This is a genomic window from Acinetobacter sp. LMB-5, assembly GCF_001541635.1.
GTDB lineage: Bacteria > Pseudomonadota > Gammaproteobacteria > Pseudomonadales > Moraxellaceae > Acinetobacter > Acinetobacter pittii.
In genome coordinates this window covers 166565-186327 of the sequence record NZ_LRDR01000010.1, presented here as the reverse complement: position 1 = coordinate 186327, position 19763 = coordinate 166565, and the positions used below count along the sequence as shown (strand labels likewise).

The 19763-nt window shown below is 38.3% G+C and carries 19 protein-coding genes; 7 read left to right on the top strand and 12 right to left on the bottom strand.

Going from position 1 to position 19763, the window contains the following annotated elements:
* Positions 1 to 161 precede the first annotated feature (161 nt).
* The gene (locus AW165_RS15335) at positions 162 to 617 is read left to right on the top strand and encodes a hypothetical protein (RefSeq protein WP_032003774.1); all 456 of its coding nucleotides are present in this window, start codon (positions 162 to 164) and stop codon (positions 615 to 617) included.
* Between the two features lie 241 nt (positions 618 to 858).
* Positions 859 to 1704 carry a metal-dependent hydrolase gene (locus tag AW165_RS15330; RefSeq protein WP_060466324.1) on the top strand — a complete coding sequence of 282 codons (846 nt, stop codon included), beginning with the start codon at positions 859 to 861 and terminating at the stop codon, positions 1702 to 1704.
* Between the two features lie 63 nt (positions 1705 to 1767).
* On the opposite strand, the gene AW165_RS15325 is transcribed toward AW165_RS15330, so the two are convergent.
* The 4 genes from AW165_RS15325 to AW165_RS15310 all read right to left on the bottom strand — a co-directional run bounded on the left by AW165_RS15325 (position 1768) and on the right by AW165_RS15310 (position 6140).
* Complete coding sequence (locus AW165_RS15325) at positions 1768 to 2862, bottom strand: YheT family hydrolase (RefSeq protein ID WP_060466323.1); 1095 nt, start codon at positions 2860 to 2862, stop codon at positions 1768 to 1770.
* Positions 2863 to 2881: 19 nt separating this feature from the next.
* Positions 2882 to 3598, bottom strand: coding sequence for an SGNH/GDSL hydrolase family protein (locus AW165_RS15320; protein ID WP_060466322.1), 717 nt, complete (start codon positions 3596 to 3598; stop codon positions 2882 to 2884).
* Between the two features lie 38 nt (positions 3599 to 3636).
* On the bottom strand, positions 3637 to 4044 hold the full coding sequence (locus AW165_RS15315; RefSeq protein ID WP_060466321.1) for a nuclear transport factor 2 family protein: 408 nt from the start codon (positions 4042 to 4044) through the stop codon (positions 3637 to 3639).
* A gap of 71 nt (positions 4045 to 4115) precedes the next feature.
* A complete protein-coding gene (locus AW165_RS15310; RefSeq protein ID WP_060466330.1) occupies positions 4116 to 6140 on the bottom strand; it encodes an NADPH-dependent 2,4-dienoyl-CoA reductase in 2025 nt (674 codons plus the stop codon).
* A gap of 135 nt (positions 6141 to 6275) precedes the next feature.
* Here AW165_RS15310 and AW165_RS15305 point away from each other — a divergent pair, with 135 nt between their 5' ends.
* Both AW165_RS15305 and AW165_RS15300 read left to right on the top strand, forming a co-directional pair.
* A complete protein-coding gene (locus AW165_RS15305; RefSeq protein ID WP_005069032.1) occupies positions 6276 to 6836 on the top strand; it encodes a PadR family transcriptional regulator in 561 nt (186 codons plus the stop codon).
* A gap of 2 nt (positions 6837 to 6838) precedes the next feature.
* Positions 6839 to 7756: an alpha/beta fold hydrolase gene (locus AW165_RS15300; RefSeq protein ID WP_060466320.1), complete on the top strand. Its 918-nt coding sequence runs from the start codon at positions 6839 to 6841 to the stop codon at positions 7754 to 7756.
* A gap of 49 nt (positions 7757 to 7805) precedes the next feature.
* Here the strand turns inward: AW165_RS15300 and AW165_RS15295 are convergent, their stop codons facing one another.
* The 6 genes from AW165_RS15295 to argC form a co-directional block, all read right to left on the bottom strand.
* The gene (locus AW165_RS15295; RefSeq protein ID WP_060466319.1) at positions 7806 to 8861 is read right to left on the bottom strand and encodes a 3-deoxy-7-phosphoheptulonate synthase; all 1056 of its coding nucleotides are present in this window, start codon (positions 8859 to 8861) and stop codon (positions 7806 to 7808) included.
* Between the two features lie 425 nt (positions 8862 to 9286).
* A complete protein-coding gene (locus tag AW165_RS15290) occupies positions 9287 to 9649 on the bottom strand; it encodes a YnfA family protein (protein WP_060466318.1) in 363 nt (120 codons plus the stop codon).
* A gap of 3 nt (positions 9650 to 9652) precedes the next feature.
* Complete coding sequence (gene clpA / locus AW165_RS15285; RefSeq protein ID WP_060466317.1) at positions 9653 to 11929, bottom strand: ATP-dependent Clp protease ATP-binding subunit ClpA; 2277 nt, start codon at positions 11927 to 11929, stop codon at positions 9653 to 9655.
* 9 nt (positions 11930 to 11938) lie between these two features.
* On the bottom strand, positions 11939 to 12352 hold the full coding sequence (clpS, locus tag AW165_RS15280; protein WP_002121129.1) for an ATP-dependent Clp protease adapter ClpS: 414 nt from the start codon (positions 12350 to 12352) through the stop codon (positions 11939 to 11941).
* A gap of 9 nt (positions 12353 to 12361) precedes the next feature.
* The gene (locus tag AW165_RS15275) at positions 12362 to 13120 is read right to left on the bottom strand and encodes a DUF6776 family protein (protein ID WP_014206946.1); all 759 of its coding nucleotides are present in this window, start codon (positions 13118 to 13120) and stop codon (positions 12362 to 12364) included.
* A 75-nt stretch (positions 13121 to 13195) separates the two neighbouring features.
* Positions 13196 to 14251: an N-acetyl-gamma-glutamyl-phosphate reductase gene (gene argC / locus AW165_RS15270; protein WP_016805956.1), complete on the bottom strand. Its 1056-nt coding sequence runs from the start codon at positions 14249 to 14251 to the stop codon at positions 13196 to 13198.
* A 184-nt stretch (positions 14252 to 14435) separates the two neighbouring features.
* Here argC and AW165_RS15265 point away from each other — a divergent pair, with 184 nt between their 5' ends.
* Positions 14436 to 15956 (top strand): hypothetical protein, encoded by a 1521-nt coding sequence (locus AW165_RS15265; RefSeq protein WP_060466316.1) that lies wholly within the window; start codon positions 14436 to 14438, stop codon positions 15954 to 15956.
* Here the strand turns inward: AW165_RS15265 and AW165_RS15260 are convergent.
* Positions 15953 to 16633: a SprT family zinc-dependent metalloprotease gene (locus AW165_RS15260; protein WP_002120938.1), complete on the bottom strand. Its 681-nt coding sequence runs from the start codon at positions 16631 to 16633 to the stop codon at positions 15953 to 15955. The genes AW165_RS15265 and AW165_RS15260 overlap by 4 nt on opposite strands.
* The gene (gene rpiA, locus AW165_RS15255; protein WP_002046900.1) at positions 16633 to 17304 is read right to left on the bottom strand and encodes a ribose-5-phosphate isomerase RpiA; all 672 of its coding nucleotides are present in this window, start codon (positions 17302 to 17304) and stop codon (positions 16633 to 16635) included. Before rpiA ends, AW165_RS15260 begins: the two co-directional genes overlap by 1 nt.
* A 101-nt stretch (positions 17305 to 17405) precedes the next feature.
* On the opposite strand from rpiA, the gene ilvA reads away from it, so the two are divergent.
* The gene (gene ilvA / locus AW165_RS15250; protein WP_014206951.1) at positions 17406 to 18953 is read left to right on the top strand and encodes a threonine ammonia-lyase, biosynthetic; all 1548 of its coding nucleotides are present in this window, start codon (positions 17406 to 17408) and stop codon (positions 18951 to 18953) included.
* Positions 18954 to 19096: 143 nt separating this feature from the next.
* Positions 19097 to 19747 carry a potassium channel family protein gene (locus tag AW165_RS15245; RefSeq protein WP_005069007.1) on the top strand — a complete coding sequence of 217 codons (651 nt, stop codon included), beginning with the start codon at positions 19097 to 19099 and terminating at the stop codon, positions 19745 to 19747.
* Positions 19748 to 19763: the final 16 nt, after the last annotated feature.

The window sequence follows — 19763 nt, the reverse complement described above, 5'->3', positions numbered from 1 at the left end:
GCCCCTATAAAGCAAAGTCAAACCGCATCAATTCAAAGATCATTAAACAACTGGCTATTCTATCAGCATTTTTAATAAAAATTTAGGTCAATCTCACATGATTTTTTCATTCTCTTTTGCTGTTATAATGCCAGCTCCTCAATTAAATGTTGTTTAGGACAATGGCAAATAAAAAACTTTTAATCTGTGCTGCAATTGCTGCTGGACTATTGTTAACCGCATGTGTCAAAAAAGAAACACCTAAAGAAGAAGAGCAAGAAAAGGTTGAAACTGCTGTTTCAGAACCTACACCTGCTGAACCTGCAAAATTTGAGTCTTTAGAAAGTGTTCAAACTGAAGAAGCTCAAACTCAGGAACCAACGCAAGTTGAGGTGCATCACGAAGAAACAGCAAATACGACAACTGAAATTCGCCGTGAAACTCGCCCTGCCCAACCTGATCAAGGTTCACAAACAACAGTTTCTGAGCAACCTAAAGTAGAGCCGAAACCAAAACCAGAACCTAAGCCTGAGCCAAAAACAGAGCCAAAACCATCTAAGCCAGCTGAACCAGCTCAAAGTGAAGATGATGCTGTTGCTGCTGCAATTGCGGCTGCTACTCCAGCGCTTAAGAACTAAGTTCGTATGCGAATATGCCCAAATTGAACCATCAGTTTGGGCTTTTTAAATATTATTTAAATTATCAACACAATAATAAGTTTTACTTTTCTTTCTATTTATCTTTAAAGTTTTCTTAGTTATCAATTAGGGACAATCTACTTTTTCTGCCAAAAAAAGCATTGACGATAGATATAGGGCGGTGTAGTTTTTGATCAAGTTCCTTTTTGGAACTTTAATTAAAAGAAGATTGGAGCCTAGAATGAATACAGTATCAAATCGTGTCCCCGCCTCATTTCCAGTCCGTCGTATGGACTATAATTTTGAAAACGTACCTCGCTACTGGTGTAATAACGAGCCTACTTTTACACATTATTTTACTGGTTTATCAACATTGTTCCCTGAAGGTGAATCATATTTTGTTCGCTCTGTTCGAGCTTTACGCGCCAAAGCAAAGTCGAATGAAATTTTAGATCGGGAAATCAGTGCTTTTATTGGCCAAGAAGCAATGCATTCGAAAGAACATCATGCTTTTCATGTAAGTGCACAGCAATATGGTTTAGATCCTCAATCTTTAGAAAAAGTAACTGGCATCGTTTTAAAAGCTATTGAAAAAGTTTTTAGTAAAAAATGGAATTTGCTTGTAACAGTAGGTCTAGAACACTACACAGCAGTACTTGTGGTTAGCATGATGCAATCCGTTAATGAATTGATGACAGACTCAACTATTCGCAATTTATGGCTATGGCATAGTATTGAAGAAACTGAACATAAAGCTGTGGCCTTTGATCTCTACCAACATTTATATGGAAGTGGCTTAAGCGCATACCTTCCTCGCATTACAGTCTTTACTTTAAGTCTATTTTTGATTACCAGTTTTTCAACAATTTATCAATTTGTTCTTATGAAACGGGATCATCAACTTTTAAATTTCAAATCTTGGCGTAAGTTCTTTAGTTTTGCGAATAAACAATATAGAACATTGATCCCCCAATTTTTTGATTATTATCGCTTTGATTTTCATCCCAACCAAACAGATGAAAAAGACCTCGTGGCTAGCACAAAAATCAAAATTGGACTAAAAGATCCCAAATTGCTTTTATCTTGATCTAATAAAATTATAAAGCCCATCTATTGAATGGGCTTTATTTAACTTATTGCAAAGTTACCGTTATTGCTTATGTTCGACCAAAAAATAATTTGATATTAATTTGGCAGCCCATGATGTACTTTTCCAACCTTCATAGAAGCCACAATGACTTCCTTTTTTTGTGGTGATTACCGCAATATTACTCATTTGCTGAATCGTTTCTTTGTAAGGTTCCAAATTTTTAATAGAACAGACAGGATCATCCTCAGCGTTAAGAATCATTAATGGTATTTTGACATTCTCAAATACATAAATTGGATTAATGGCTTGGCAATAGCTTTGATAATCTTCAAAGCCAGCCATTTCAAAATATTCTTTCTCAAACTCTTCCAGACTTGTGGTCGCCAGAACTTTTTCAATAGAAGAAAGTTGGTTCCATGTATTTTGATAAGGATGAATAAAATACTTGAATAACTTTTTGGTCATCATTTTGCTATAAAACGGATGAACATTTTTAAAGCCTATCTCTGTATTGTAGCCTGGACACATTGCAAAGGCAGCTTTAAATGGCGTGTCAGTACCTTGCTCTCCTAAGTAGCGAACCAGTAGTCCTGTTCCAGCAGAGGAACCTACAGCGTATAAATCCGATTTAGGAAACAAATTTTGAATATGTTCAAGTTGCTCTTTAAGATCGCTTGTTGATCCAAAAAGAGAAATCTGTGGTACAGGCATAGGTAAGCCAGCATGCCCACGGCGTAAGCATAGCGCTATTCTCCATCCTGTATAGTGATGTATATCTTTCACAAGTTCACGCATACTTTCAGGGGTCCCTGTAATGGTATGCATAATGACAACTGTTGGAGTATCTGGAGGAAGATCATAGCCATACCACGCGATCGCAGTTACGCCACCATCTTTCATGGTGAGCTGATCAATACGATCATATTCAAGCTTAATGGTTTTTTTTCTAATAATATCAAAATATAAAAGATGAACGTGATTGTTGCTTAACCACGGTGTGGGCCGATATTTTTGCTTGAGTTGGGGCAATTTCTCCAGAATATCTTTTATTTTCCCATTTGGATCATAATAGATTTTTGGCTGTTCAGCACCTAATACCAAATCGAACAATTCTGAACCGAAAGCTTTAATTTTATTTAAAGTAGATATGCCCATTTTCAATCACTACCTCTGATTATGAGTTAAATGATTGCCGCACTAAGGCTGCAACCTGTTGTCCCCAAATTGCATAAATTTCCTTACTCGGATGAAAACCATCACTTGCCATAGGCAGATTCATCGCTTGAAAATGCTCAATATCATATTGAATGAACTTAAATTGGTTTTGTGATTCTAACCATTTATCTAGTACCTGATTCATTTGTTCCGCATATTTTCCAAACAACCAAGCCAATGGATTTGGTAACGCTGGGAAATGCTGCATTGGCGGAACACCAGAAACAATAATGAGCTTAGGCTGAAAATGTGCCTGTATATATTGAAATAATTGTTTTTGTTGTTTTATCCATGAACTTGCTGAGGTTAATTTCGTGACATCATTAACACCAATCGACGTAACCACCACATCGTAATTTTGCTGCTCTAAATGCTGTACTGCTTGAAAAACCAGCTTAGTTGTATCACCGGTTTTTGCATGCAGTTTCCAGCGTATCGAATATTGATCTTGCAACTCAGAAATAATTGCACCAGATAAAGCATCTTTTTGGTTTTCTACCCCAACACCTGCTGCGGCAGAGTCTCCTAAAATAAGCAATGATAGAGGTCTTCCCTTGCCAACGATGCCTTGTCTCTCACCACTGGCTTCTAGCAAGCGTGGCGTATTCTTACGAACCTTTGCTCCCTGTACAAACAGTACAGGAAGCAATGCTAGAGTTGAAAGCTTTAACCACATTTTATTGATCTCTATCTTACTTAGGCTATTTACTAAAATTATTGAGGTTGAAACTTAGCAATTCTTATACCCATTTGTTCAGCCAATGCAGCTAAGCCACTCATTGGACGAATCATTACTTCAAAATCAATAATTTTGCCTTGTTCATTAAAACGAATCATATCAATACCTTTTAATGATTTACCACTGACATTGGCACTGAACTCAAGCACTACATTTTCACCGTCTTCTGTGTAGAACTCACGATGATAAGTAAAGTCTTCGAACACCTGAATCACATTGGTAAGAATGAAGAAAACAACCTGCTTTCCTTCATAAGGTTTGTAAGCAACTGGTGAGCGAAAAACCACGTCATCCGCTAGCAAGTCATTTAGATCGGATAAGTTACCAGCCTGAACCATTTCATGCCATTTTTCTAAAGACTGTTTTGTTGTTTCGAGTGTCATTGTTTTTATATCCTATAATTTAACCAAAGAAGTAACGGGCATTTCTCTTTAAAAGAAATGCCCATAAAAATTTATAGTGTCGCTGCTAATTCAGCACCTTGGCGTATTGCACGTTTTGCATCCAGTTCACCCGCCTCTTTAGCGCCACCAATTAAATGAACATTTTTTCCATCTGTTTTTAATTGATCATACATTGCAGTAAATGACTCTTGGCCTGCGCAAATCACCACATGGTCAACCTCAAGTACACTTGGTTTTCCATCTATAGTTATATGTAAGCCTTGATCGTCTACCTTGTCGTATTGCACACCAGCAAACATTTTGACCTGACGATTTTTTAGTCCTGTACGATGAATCCAGCCTGTTGTTTTCCCTAAACCAGCGCCTACAGCAGCAGTTTTACGTTGCAGTAAATAAATTTCTCGTTCAGATGCCTCAACTTTTGGTTGTTTTAAACCACCTACATGTTCATATTGAGTATCGATTCCCCATTCTTCATAGAACTTTTCTGGATTTAAACTGCCACTTTCACCTTCATGAGTAAGATATTCAGCTGTATCGAAGCCAATACCACCTGCTCCAATAATGGCAACACGTTGTCCTACTGGTACACGCTCTTTTAAAACCTGCAAATAGCTCAGCACTTTAGGATGATCAATTCCCTCAAACTGTAATTGACGAGGTGTTACACCTGTTGCAACCACAATTTCATCAAAATTTGCTTGGCTTAATTCTTCGTAAGTTGCTTGATGGTTTAACACAAGTTCAATGTTTGGTCGCAATTCAATTTGACGACTAAAGTAGCGTAAAGTTTCGTAGAACTCTTCTTTTCCAGGAACTGTTTTTGCAATATTAAACTGACCACCAATTTGATGACTTGCTTCAAAAATTTTAACTTGATGTCCGCGATCAGCTGCATATACCGCAAAACTTAAACCTGCCGGACCTGCGCCAATAACAGCGATACTCTTTTTAACCCGAGCTTCTTTAAAGATCAGTTCAGTTTCATAACATGCGCGCGGGTTTACTAAACAAGTTGCAATTTTCATTGAGAAAATATGATCTAAACAAGCTTGGTTGCACCCAATACACGTATTAATTTCATCACTGCGGCCTTCACTTGCTTTCAAGACAAACTCAGCATCTGCCAACATTGGTCGTGCCATAGACACCATATCAGCATGACCAGATGCCAATACATGTTCAGCCATTTCAGGCGTATTAATTCGGTTAGAAGTAACTAAGGGAATAGACACTTCACCTTTAAGTTTTTCAGTAACCCATGTAAACGCAGCACGAGGAACTTTGGTTGCAATTGTAGGAATACGTGCCTCATGCCAGCCAATACCTGTATTGATAATTGTTGCGCCTGCTTTTTCAATTTCTTTTGCAAGCTGAATCACTTCATCAAAACTTGAACCGCCTTCAACTAAATCAAGCATAGATAAACGATAAATAATGATAAAATTTTCACCAACTAAAGCACGCGTGCGCTTTACAATTTCAATTGGAAAGCGGATACGATTTTCGTAACTACCACCCCATTCATCATCACGATGATTCGTTCGAGCTGCAATAAATTCATTAATTAAATAACCTTCAGAGCCCATGATTTCTACGCCATCATAGCCCGCATACTGAGCAAGTTTGGCGCAGTTAGCAAAGTCATCAATGGTTTGTTGTACTTCGGCAGAACTTAAAGCTTTAGGCTTAATCGGATTAATCGGTGCTTGAATTGCTGAAGGTGCAACGTTATTTGCCTGATAAGAATAACGACCCGTATGTAAAATCTGCATAGCAATTTTACCCCCAGCTTCATGGACAGCTTGGGTAATCACTTTATGTTTTTCAGCTTCTTCAACTGTATCTAGTTTGGTGCCGTGGCTAAATACAACACCATCATCATTTGGAGAAACACCGCCAGTTACAATTAATCCCACATCACCTTTCGCACGCTCAGCATAAAACGCAGCCATGCGCTCATATCCTTGCGGTGCTTCTTCTAATCCAATGTGCATCGACCCCATAAGCACACGATTTTTTAAAGTAGTAAAGCCTAAATCAAGTGGCTTTAATAAATGTGGATAAGCTGACATATTTTCTCCTATGGCTAGCAATAAGCTTGCTAATGCAACTTGTTGCATAAATTTATAATCAAATTTTGACTTTTATGCAACATGTTGCATAATCTCATGAGTCACACTTTACTTTTGCTTACAAACTGGATTGCCATGTCACTTCCTCATGTTTTATTGACCAGCTTGCTTGAACGTCCAAGTACGGGGTTTGAACTTGCCCGTCGCTTTGACCGCTCAATGGGCTTTTTCTGGAATGCCACTCACCAGCAAATTTATCGTGAACTCAATAACATGCTTAAAAAAGGCTGGGTTTCCACTTTAGAAAATGAAATGGATAATGGCCGTAAAAAAACCTATCAGGTCGAACAACTGGGTCGTATAGAACTAGCCTCATGGATGACTCAACAAAGTGAACCTGCGCAGCTTCGTGATGATTTAATGGTTAGATTGCGTGCAGAAGCACAATTGAGCAATAATCAGATATTACCTGAACTGTTAAGGCATCTTGGTTTACATCAAGAGAAGCTCAAACTTTATCAAAGTATTTATGATAAAGATTTTAAAGACAGTGATGATCTAAATGACCGTGTGTTATACATCCACAAAATGATCTTAGAACTTGGAATTACGATGGAAAGTGAATGGATCAAATGGTTGGAACAAGTCATCCCTCAATTAAAACGCTTTGCCCAAGATAACCCATCTGGAGAATAGCCATGCCGTATTACACCATGCCCGATCAGGAAAATTTATTTGTACGCCGTGTTGGTCGTGGTGAGCCTGTTTTGGTTTTATCTGGCCTTGGCATGCAAAGTTGGCAGTGGCTACCGTTTATTTATGCAAACCGTAAAGAATATGAGTTTATTATTCCAGACTGGCGTGGTTTCGGTGGGTCAAAAAATTGTGCAATTCCCGAGCAAGATGCCATTTCTAGTCATTGGCAAGATGTTGCTCATTTGATAGATCAATTAAAACTCGATAACTTTATCTTGATGGGTTATTCAATGGGCGCGACAACTGCCATGCATGGCATGAAACACGCTCAACTGGCACAGCAGTTAAAAGCCTATTTACATATTGATCAGACACCCAAAATATCAGTAGATTCAACTTGGGAATATGGTTTATTCGGCCCTCTTCACACTCAGTTCAAACAATTATTAAATGATATTTATCAATTATTGCTAAAGCATAAAAATGCCAAATACCTTTATGAGCTATCACTTCCAGATCGACAAGAACTAGTCCGTCTATGGGTAGATTTTATTGAGTTACAAAGTAGCAATCCATTTAGTCCACTAGTTTTTAAAACAGCTTTAAAACAGCCTTTTCTACAAAAATATTTATTACCTATTCAACGTTTAGATTATTTGTTTTGGTATGTTGAAAACTATCTTTATCATAATGAAGATTATCGAGAAGCAATTCAGCAGTTAGCATGTCCTACCACTTTCTTTATTGGTCGTAATTCGACACTTTATCCAGAAACTGGTCAGACACTAATTGCACATAGCGTTGAGCATGCAAAAGCAATATATTTTGAACGTTCAGGCCATACACCTTTATTAACCGAGCCTAAAAAGTTTGGTCATGAAATCACTACATTCTTATCCGAACTCAAGCATGCTTCTTAAAAAAACAAAGGGATCTATTTACAGATCCCTTTTTAAAGTCCATAAATAATTAAGCGGAATGAGCTAATTCTTTTGTCTTTAATTGCTTCGAGACATTTAATAAAAGCTGCTCTGTTTTTTCCCACCCTAAACAACCATCAGTTACTGACTGGCCATAAGTCATATCACAAGAAATCTTTTGGTTACCATCAACCAAATGACTTTCAATCATGACACCTCGAACTTGTGTTTTTAAACGTTCAGCAACGATTTGCTGTAAAACTTCTGGCTGACGCAATGGATCCTTACCGCTGTTACCATGACTACAATCAATCACCAGTGCAGGTAAATTTTGTTTGTACTTTTCGCGTATCGCCTGAATTGAAGCCAAATCGTAATTTGGCCCATGATTCGCACCACGCAAGATCAAGTGAGGTAATGGATTTCCAGCACTCTGAATCACTGAAGGCAAGCCTTGTTGATTCATTCCTAAAAATTGATGCTCATTTTGCGCGGATTGAATCGCATCTAGTGCAATCTGAATAGAACCATCAGTACCATTCTTGAAACCAATACTGTATGGCATATGACTTGAGATTTCACGGTGAATCTGAGATTCGCTTGTGCGAGCTCCAATTGCACCCCAAGCCAATAAATCATCAAAATAGCCAGTTGCCATTGGACTTAAAATTTCACTCGCAATTGGCAAACCCTTTTCAATAATCTGTAGGTAGAGTTCACGAGATTTTTCTAAACCAAGTTGTAAATTTGATGAACCATCTAAATTTGGATCATACATGAACCCTTTCCAACCAACTGTGGTACGTGGTTTTTCAATGTATGTACGCATCACGATAAAAATCTGATCTTTAACTTTTTCTTGTAATTTTTGCAGTTTTTCAGCGTATTCAAGTACTGCAACTGGATCATGAATTGAACAAGGCCCTGTAATTACCATTAGACGATGATCGTTGCCGTTAAGAATATTTTGAATAATTTGGCGGTGTTCGGCAATTTGACGTGCGAAAGAGTGTGCAAGCAGGTATTTCGCTTTTAACTGGATAGGTAAACTAACTGGTGTTTCTTTTGTATTGGTTTGAGTCAGTAAAGTATTTAGGGCATTCATTGGTTTTTTCCTTGGGACTGCAATCTACTCAGTCCGATCATTTATTTGAGCGTTTTGGATCTATTCGTTGGTAAAGGTAAGCAAAAGTAAAACCAATAAAAGTTGCTAAAGTACGAATAAGTCATGTTGTTCATTTTAAGTTCCTCGATTCTAAAAAGATAAAGCATAAAAAAACCTGATCGGGGTTGCCGATCAGGTATTAACTGTGATGGGCAACTTTCTCATGCCCGAATACGCTCAGGCAACTATCTAAATTGCCAAAAGTAATAATAAGCGTTAGTGTTCACAGATTGATTTAACATCTTTATCTCAAATATTAAAAAATGTTCCTTAAATCTAAAATACGCATTGTTGATGAGTTTGACAAGTCTTTTTTTTGAAAAAAACTTCTTATTTTCTCGCTTAAGATTTGATTCAATGAGGCATTAACGAATCAACCCTTGAGGTTGCAAAATAATTAAACTAGCTCCACAAAGCACAATTAGACCACCTAATATATCCCATCTTGTTAATCCCACCTGATCAACAAAGCGTAGCCACATAAGCGCAGTAAAAATATAAATACCACCATAGGCCGCATAAATGCGCCCAGAAGCTGCTGGATGTAAAGTTAACAACCATACAAAGATAGCCAGACTTAAGACCGTAGGTAGCCACAGCCAAGCCGACTTGCCCTCTTTTAAAATCAGATAAGGAAAATAACAACCAAGAATTTCAGCAATTGCTGTGATAATAAATAACCCGAATACACTGAGTATTCGGGTTATAGCAAGACTATCAATTAACATAAGTTATGCTGGTTCTGCCGTATGATGATCTTCAAACACTTCAAGTTTTAAGCCGACAGCTTTGCCATCTTCTTTTTTCACCGATACAGCCACGTTACCACCATGATCTGCAAGTTCACCAAACAGAATCATTTCAGCGAGTGGTTTCTTCAAGTGTTCTTGAATGAGACGTTGCATTGGACGAGCACCCATCAAACGGTCATAACCATTTGTAGCTAACCAATCTCGTGCACTTTGATCAACATCAAGAACAACTTGTTTTTCATCCAATTGCGCTTGTAATTCTGTCAAGAATTTGTCGACTACAGACTCAATCACAGTTGTTGGCAATGCTTTGAATTGAATAACACCATCTAGACGGTTACGGAACTCTGGAGAGAAAGCACGTTTCATCGCTTCTTGGTTATCAGAACTATGATCTTGTTCCGTGAAACCAATGCTCGCGCGAGAAATACTTTCTGCTCCAATATTCGTAGTCAGAACAATAATCACATTTCTAAAATCTGACTTACGTCCATTGTTATCCGTTAAAGCACCATGATCCATGATTTGTAGCAATAGATTAAACACATCTGGATGTGCTTTCTCAATTTCATCAAGCAACAAGACACAATGCGGATTTTTGTGAATCGCATCAGTAAGCAAACCACCTTGGTCATAACCCACATACCCTGGAGGTGCTCCAATTAAGCGTGAAACTGCATGACGTTCCATATATTCAGACATATCGAAACGTACAAGCTCTACACCCAATAATTTAGCGAGTTGCTTAGTAACCTCAGTTTTACCTACACCTGTTGGACCAGCAAAAACAAAACTACCCACTGGTTTATCTGGTGACTTCAATCCAGCACGAGATAATTTGATCGCTGAGCCTAATGCAGTAATTGCTTCATCTTGACCAAACACCACACGTTTTAAATCACGCTCAAGATTTTCAAGCACTGACTTATCATCTTTAGACACAGTTTTTGGTGGAATACGAGCAATCTTAGAAACGATATCTTCGATATTCTCTACAGTAATCAAGCTATCATCACTTTCAGCTTTCAAACGGCGTTGAGCACCTGCTTCATCGATGACATCAATTGCCTTATCTGGCAAGAAACGATCATTAATGAACTTAGCAGAAAGCTCTACAGCTGATACCAAAGCCTTATCGTCATATTGTACGTGGTGGAAATCTTCAAACTTAGTTTTCAATCCACGTAAAATATCAATCGTTTCCGAAATACTTGGCTCATTAACATCAATTTTTTGGAAACGACGTGATAACGCATGGTCTTTTTCAAAAACCTGACGATATTCTTGGAAAGTCGTTGAACCAATACAACGTAAAGTACCATTAGCTAAAGCTGGCTTAATAAGATTTGAAGCATCCATTGTGCTGCCCATACTTGAGCCTGCACCAATGATCATATGAATCTCATCAATGAATAAAATCGCATTTGGATTTTTCTTCAATGCATTAAGCAGTTGTTTTAAACGTTTTTCAAAGTCACCGCGATATTTCGTTCCAGCAACTAATGCACCAATGTCCAGACTATAAATTTCAGCCTGACTTAAAGGTTTAGGTGCTTTACCATTCACAATTAACCATGCTAAACCCTCGGCAATCGAGGTTTTACCCACACCCGGATCACCTACAAGCAATGGATTGTTTTTGCGACGGCGGCACAGAATTTGTGCTGTACGCTCAATTTCTTTTTCACGACCAATCAGTGGGTCAGTTTTGCCTTTTTGCGCTTCAATATTTAGATTCAGCGTATAAAGCTCAAGTGGCCCTGCATTGCTTGCGCTAGTTTCACCTTCAATATCTTCAACTTCTTCTTCAACCTGTACTTCGTCTTTACGTGTCCCATGAGACAAGTATTGAGTCAATGTCAAACGATTGATTTGATGACGTTTAAGTAAATACACAGCAAAAGAATCACGCTCTGAATACATTGCGACCAAAACATCTGCACCTTCAACAGTACGATCGCCGCCACTTGATTGCACGTGGAAAATAGCACGTTGCAAAATGCGGTCAAAACTTTCTGTTGGATGAGGAGCTTGCTCGCTATTTTCGCCAAGCTTAGGAGTATGTTGTTCTACATATTCTTCTAATTCTTTACGCAAAGAAACTATATCAGCCCCGCATGCTTTTAATGCATTCACGGCTGAATCGTTGTCGAGTAATGCTAATAATAAATGTTCAACTGTAAGAAACTCATGTCTCTTTTGACGAGCCATGCTAACAGCCAAACGTAATGATACTTCTAATTGACGACTGAGCATGTAACCCCCTTATGCTTTAGGCTCAATCTGGCAAAGTAATGGATGACCTTGCGATCGAGCGTAATTATTAACAAGGTTTGCCTTAGTTTCCGCGATGTCTCTTGGATATACTCCGGCAATACCTTTACCTTCATAGTGTACTGTTAGCATTACTTGAGTTGCTTGGTCAAGATTCATTGCAAAGTATTGTTGTAAAATTTCAATTACAAAGTCCATTGGAGTGTAATCGTCATTCATTAATACGACTGCATATAATGGGGGACGCTTGAGTTCAGGAGGAGCTGTTTGTACAACAACCTCTCCATCATGATCTTCGTTTTGCGAATCACTTAAGCGTGGGTGGAAGTGCCAATCGACATAGCCAGACTGCTGAAAAGAAGCCTTGATATCTTTTAAGTTTGTTTGACGCTTATTTGTTCGCATAGGATGTTACTATTGTGAATTTGCTTCAGCTTGAGGAATTTCTGCCACGAAAGCAGAAGATGTTTCGACAGGTTTACCACGCTGCCAACTAAAACGTTTAATAATCGGTGTATCAGAACCACCAGTTAAACGTACCTCAATAAATTGAGGCGTGAAGCCTTTAGGCATTGTCCAGCGACCTGTTAAACGTTCAAAGTCAGTAAAGTTGAAGTTCTTCGCTTCAAGCGGTACGACTAAAACTTCAGTATCTTTGATCAATCTGATTTCAACCGATCCTAAAGCACGACGCTTACTTGGACTTACTTGAACTAAATCTAGTTGATATTCATAAGCATTTTCAGGCAACGGCTTAATGGCCAGATTTTGGATTGTTAAGCTCAAACCACCGCGCTGTCTCAAAATCTCACGATAGATATTACTCATACCTTCTTGCTGAGTCTTATCGGCATTCGCTTGATTAAGTGCCTCAAACAGATCATTTGCATTGGTCACAGCCACATCACGCTCTTGCACCGCTGCATTAAGGCTTTTGTTAACAGCATCTAAAGCTGTTTTTTGCTTTTGCACCACTTCAACCAATTGCTCCGCATCTGCATCGTAACCAACAACAGTTAAACCTTGACGGTGCCCAATTGTATAGCCGAGCGCAAAACAACCACTCATTAAAATAGCAGCACCAATAAACAAAGGCTTATTGGTGTTTAAAAATTTTTTCTTTTGCAACGAACTTTCTGCTGAAGTCGTCTGTCCAGAGTTTTGCATCGTCATCTCAGTGTTCAAGATCAGAGTCAAGACACACATTTAAATCGAAATTTAAATGTGTGTGAAGCAAAAAAGAGTTTTTTATGGTAATAAACCAATCCCTTGTAAGCCTTCGTCTTCATTAAAGCCAAACATAAGGTTCATATTTTGTACAGCCTGACCAGATGCACCTTTTACAAGGTTATCTTGAGCCGCCAAAATAATCAGTTTATTTGGTTGTGGTTTATATAATGCAATACGAAGTTCATTCGCACCGCGTACACTACGTGTTTCAGGTGAACTATTTGCAGGCATAACATCTACGAATTTTTCATTAGCATAGAAGTTTTCATACAAAGCTTGTAAGTCTGTCTGCTTACCAGCTTCTGTCAAATCTACATAAATTGTACTCAGCATACCGCGAATCATAGGTACTAGATGCGGAACAAATAAGAGTCCATCAAATCCACCCTTTTGTCCTGCAATATTTTCTAAGGCTTCTACAATTTCTGGATGGTGACGATGACCTGCAACACCATACGCTTTAAAATTATCAGCGTTTTCACTATAAATCATACCTAAACTTGCTTTACGGCCAGCACCAGAAACACCAGACTTCGCATCAATAATAATATTTTTGGTTTCAATCAGTGCTTGTGCTGATTTTAATAGTGGCGCTAAACCTAATTGAACAGTCGTCGGATAGCAACCAGGGTTACCAATAACTTGAGCTTGTTTAATTTTTTCGCGGTTTAACTCAGTTAGACCATATACAGAATCTTTTAGTACATCTGGGCAAGCATGCTCCATACCATACCATTTTTCAAATTGTTCAAGATCTTGTAAGCGAAAGTCTGCTGCTAAATCAATAACTTTAGTTCCAGCTGCAATTAAATCTTTGGCATGTTGCATAGCAACACCATGTGGTGTTGCAAAAAATACAACATCACACTCTTTTAATGCATCAATGTTTAAATCTGAAAATTGAAGATCTGTATGTCCACGTAAATTAGGGAACATATCTGCAACTGGTTTGCCCGCTTCTGTACGTGAAGTAAGAACTCGAACCTGCGCTTTAGGATGTCGTAATAAAATACGTAATAGTTCAACGCCTGTATAACCCGTTCCACCAACAATTCCGACAGAAATCACGTGCATTACCTCAATTTTTGAATCTATACTTGGGCAGTAGTATGACAGGATGTCCAAGCTTACAAAACCATTTCATGCTTGGTAATTTTAATTTTTTTAATTTTAGCGACAATCAGATAGCACTTACTGGACTGTCATAACCACATAAATATCAGCAAATAAATACCAGATTAATTTTTGGAGAGCTAGGATGCTTCAACAATCAAAAGAAACAAAATTACGCACATACCTTGGCTTAAGCTCATTAATTTTAAGTGTAGCCCTTACTGGTTGCGGAGGTGGAGGTAGTAGTGGAGGCAATTCACCCACTACCCCAACGCCTGTTGACCCTACACCTGAAGCAACAACTGATGTGACCTTAAAAACTCCTGTAGAGATGCGTAATATTCAACTTAAGGTATATGACAACACCAACAACGCTGTTTTAGTGGATACTCCAATTGCGAGTTTAAATAGCTTTAATGTCAAAATTCCTACTGCAAAATTGAATCGTTTATATCGCGTAGAAATTACAACTCAAAGCTCATCTCAAGTGTTTGACCCAATTACTCCACAATACCAAAATTTGTCAGGTATTTATCATGCATTTATTACACCAAACAGTGTAAGTGGCAGAATTCAATTCATTAGCCCAAGCAGTGAAGCAGTTTATCAACGAGCTGTCATACGTTCAGGACAACTCCCTCAAGAAACGTTTGACCCAACCCGTATTGAGCAATTACATGTAGATTTAGCTTCTCAAGATGTCTACAAATCCTTAATGAATGCGTTTAAAGATGGTGACATTCCAAGTTTAAGTCCAGCGAATTCCCTTCTGAATTTAACTTTGTTGCGATACTCAACTACTAAACCTAGTACATATGTAGATAGTTATCTTAGCTTTGGTTACTTACAATATTGGTCAACGATTCATGGCGGAGCAAACACCTACCAAGAACTTGTTAAAAGTTTAGCAACTGATTTAAAAGATGGCTTTTTGGATGGGAAAAAACTTCATGGGGATCAAACATCCTTCACTCCTATTTTCACACCTGCTCCAGATAATATTGATCCACTAAAAAATACGCTGTTAGATATTGCAGCTAATCAAAAAGTAACGCGCGATTACTTTGGAACCAACCTAAAAGCATCTACTTTGCAATTGGCTCAGGCTAATTCACAACAGTCTTTAGATCAGACGGGTTATGAACTTCTACAAAAAAAACAATATACAGGAATTGTTCCTACTGTAAATTCAACAACATTCATTCGCATTGACGGTGCTGGAGATTACCGTAGAGCTGTTGGGTTTACCACCACAGCGACGTGTAATGGATCAACCTACCCATGCAAACAAGGCTTAACCAGCATCAATCTATCAGATCCAAACCTACCAGCTACAGACTATTTAGTGGGTCACTATGAAGACACCTCAACTGGATGTCAGCTTAATTTTCGTGCGAACGGTCAAATCGACTTGAGTAAAGGCTCACAAATTTATCGTGCTGCTTTAAGTGCTGATAGTACCGATAATTTATTGCAAACAGATGCTGCCAGCTCAAGTTATTTACTCAATTCAAGTTCAGCCGAACCAAATAACTCGACGCAACAATACAACTTTATCCAATTATCTATTAAAGCAAATAAGATTATTAGTGCTAAAGCAGGTTTAGATAGCCGGAAAGCACCCGATAGCTTACAAACACCGCAATTAGAATGTGCCTTTAATTAAGCTGAAACATACCACCATGCAGGCAATGGATTTGATTTAAGTTGTCTGCGGTGTTTTTGAAAATATGGATCGTATTTTTCAACTTCTGCCCAAAATGCAGGACTATGGTCAAAATGTTTAGTATGCGCCAACTCATGAATAGCCACATAGCGAGCAATTTCATGTGACATAAGCACCAGTCCTGCATGTAGCATAATATTATGCTGACTACTACAACTTCCCCATCGAGTTTTCGGGCGACGAATTGTACACTCCCTATAAGCCAAATGAGTGTGCTCACTTAATTCTTTCAAAAGCTCTGGTAATTCTTGTTTCGCATAGGCAATAACTGCGTTTTGCAATGCCAAATATGGCTGTGTGTCTTTAATAAATAAAGAATTGTTTTCCCAGTCGAATTGAAAAACACGATGCTGCTTTTGAACAACGACTTGAAATGGCTGTTCTTTATTAAAAAAATAAATTTCTGAGGGAATATCAATGGATGCCGATTGAACGTTTTGTTGTTTATTCCACGTTTCGGTTAACCATTGTTCAGATTGCGCTAAAAAATGCTGAATTTGCTTCTTACTACAGAATAAAGGAACCGTAAGACGGATTGAAGCAGGCTCAACACGTAAGCGCAATTTTCTTGCTCTTACGTGTCGAACGATTTTAATCTCTGGCATTTTTGCAGACATTACTGTGCTGTACGCTCTTCAATACCATTATTTGTTGCAACAATTGCAATCGTTGCCGGATTTAAGGCGAAGATACCGTTAGTTACCACACCAGGAATATTGTTAATTGTTTTTTCCAGCTCAATAGCATTTAAAATATTAAGGTTGAAAACATCCAAAATAACATTACCGTTATCTGTAACTACACCTTCACGATAAACCGGATCACCACCTAAACTTACCAATTTACGAGCTACAGCTGAACGCGCCATTGGAATAACTTCTACTGGTAATGGGAAATCACGTCCAAGTTGATCAACCCATTTTGAATCATCAACAATACACACAAACTTCTTAGCGATTGATGCAACGATTTTTTCACGTGTTAATGCAGCACCACCACCTTTAATCATATGCATATGACGGTCGATCTCATCTGCACCATCAACATAAGCATCCAGGCTACCTACATGGTTCATATCAACCACTTCAATACCAAGTTTTTTAAGACGATCAGCAGTTGCTTGAGAACTTGCCACAGCTGCTTCTAATTGTAATTCTGGGAGTAAATCAATTAGAAAATTTACGGTACTTCCAGTCCCAACACCCAAAATGCCACCTTTGGGTAAGTGTTTTAAAGCAGCTTTCGCAGCAGCTTGTTTCTTTTCATCTTGGGTTGCATATAGGCTCATTACATCACTCAACTATTTTTTGACATTTATGCGCCAATAAACGGCGCAAATGCACAAGGGTTTGCTACAATAATTTCCTATTTTAAACTGTTATAGGGAAGATGAACATGCTGTCTCGTGTGGTACGACAAATTTTACAAGCAACGGTTTATGATGTTGCAATTGAAACACCTCTCGAAGCAGCTCCACGAATTAGTCAAAAATTAAACAATACAATTCGTTTTAAGCGTGAAGATTTACAACCCGTTTTTTCTTTTAAATTACGCGGTGCCTATAACCGTATTAGTCAATTACCTAAAGAACAACTTGAACGTGGGGTGATTTGTGCCTCTGCTGGCAACCATGCTCAAGGCGTAGCATTGTCAGGACAAAGATTAGGAATTCCCGCTATTATTGTTATGCCAAGCACAACACCTGACATTAAAGTTCAGGCTGTTAAACGCTTAGGTGGTCAAGTCGTATTACATGGCGATAGCTTCGATATCGCAAATAAATATGCTCAACAACGTGCTGAAGTTGAAGGTCTTGTATTTATTCCACCTTATGACGACGAACTTGTCATTGCAGGTCAAGGCACAATTGCCAATGAAATATTACGTCAATGGCGTGATGTAGAATACGTGTTTGTTGCCGTAGGTGGCGGTGGTCTTATTTCAGGCGTAGCAGCTTACCTTGGTGAAGTTGCACCGCACGTAAAAGTTATTGGCGTTGAATATGAAGAGTCTGCTTGTTTAAAAGCAGCTTTAGAAGCAAATGAACGTGTCATTTTGCCACACGTGGGCTTATTTGCAGATGGTACAGCTGTTGCCCAAATTGGTGCTTTACCTTTTGATATTATTCGTTTGCGCAAATCTGATAACTCAGGCCCGATTGTTGATCCTGATATTGTCACTGTAAATACAGATGAAATCTGTGCAGCAATTAAAGACACATTTGATGAAAACCGCAGCATTGTTGAACCTTCTGGAGCAATGGCATTAGCGGGTATCAAAAAATATATTCACGAACATAAAATCAGTAATAAAAATATGGTGTCGATTGTTTGCGGCGCCAATATGAATTTTGACCGCTTGCGTTATATTGCTGAACGCACCGAGTTAGGTGAGCAACGCGAAGCGATTTATGCGGTTACCCTATCTGAAGAAAAAGGTGCTTTCTTAGGCTTCTGCCGTGCTTTACAAGGCCGCAATATCACTGAGTTTAACTACCGAGCAAACAATACAGAGGAAGCACAAGTATTCGTCGGTATTAGTTTAAAAGGTGGAGATGCAGAGCGCCATGAAATTTTGGAACAATTAAAACAGCAAGATTATATTGTAGATGACCTTTCTGACGATGAAGTTGCCAAATTACATATTCGTTATTTAATTGGTGGTCATGCAAATCTAGATGATGAAAGATTGTTCCGTGTTGAGTTCCCTGAACGTCCAGGCGCCCTCTTAACATTCTTAACTCGTTTAGGTCCAACTCACAACATTACCCTCTTCCATTACCGTAACCATGGTGCAGCAGAAGGACGTGTTTTAGTTGGCTTACAAGCAACCGATGCGAAACAAAACCCTGACGGATTGATTGAAACGCTTGAGCAGATTAATTATCCGTATGCAGAAATTACTGATAATGTTGGCTACAAACGTTTCTTGAAATAATCTTTAGTTTTAATGAACAAGCCGACAAAGTTGTCGGCTTTTTTATACAATCTTTTATATTTCTAGCATCTTTACATTGCTTCTCTTTATCTTAAAGAAAATATCCTTAAAAATAATGATCTAACTCGGAAAAAAGGAACAACATGGCACAGTTTGCAGTCATTGGCTTAGGTAGTTTTGGAGCAACAGTTGCTCAAGAACTCACAAAATTGAATCATGATGTTATTGGCATCGATACGGTAAAAAAGAATGTCGAAAATCTTGCCGACGTTTTAACTCATGCCGTCATTGCTGATGCTACTGACGAACATGTGCTTGATGAATTAAACATTCAGAACTGTGATGCGGTCGTTGTTGCAATTGGTGAAGATATTGAAGCCAGTATTTTGTGTGTACTGAACTTAAAAAATCTCGGCATTGATAAAATTTGGGTAAAGGCAAAAACCAAAGCTCATCACACCATTTTGTCACACCTTAATATCAATAAGATTATTCATCCTGAAGAAGATATGGGGGTAAGAGTTGCTCAAGCCCTGAATTACCCAATGGTAAGTCGCTATATGTCTTTAGAAGATGATCATTACATTATCAAAATTGAGATCCCAGATAAGCTTAATGGCATCAATTTATATGGCATTATGCAGCAAGCTCCTCAAGTCAAAACATTGCTCGTGAAAAGACAGCAACAAATTTTGTTTGAGACTGAAGAAAATTTCACTTTGCAAACACATGATATTCTTATTTTAGAAGGTCATTTATCACAGTTAAAGAAACTTTCTAATTGCTTCTTATAAGAAAACGAACTCTAGA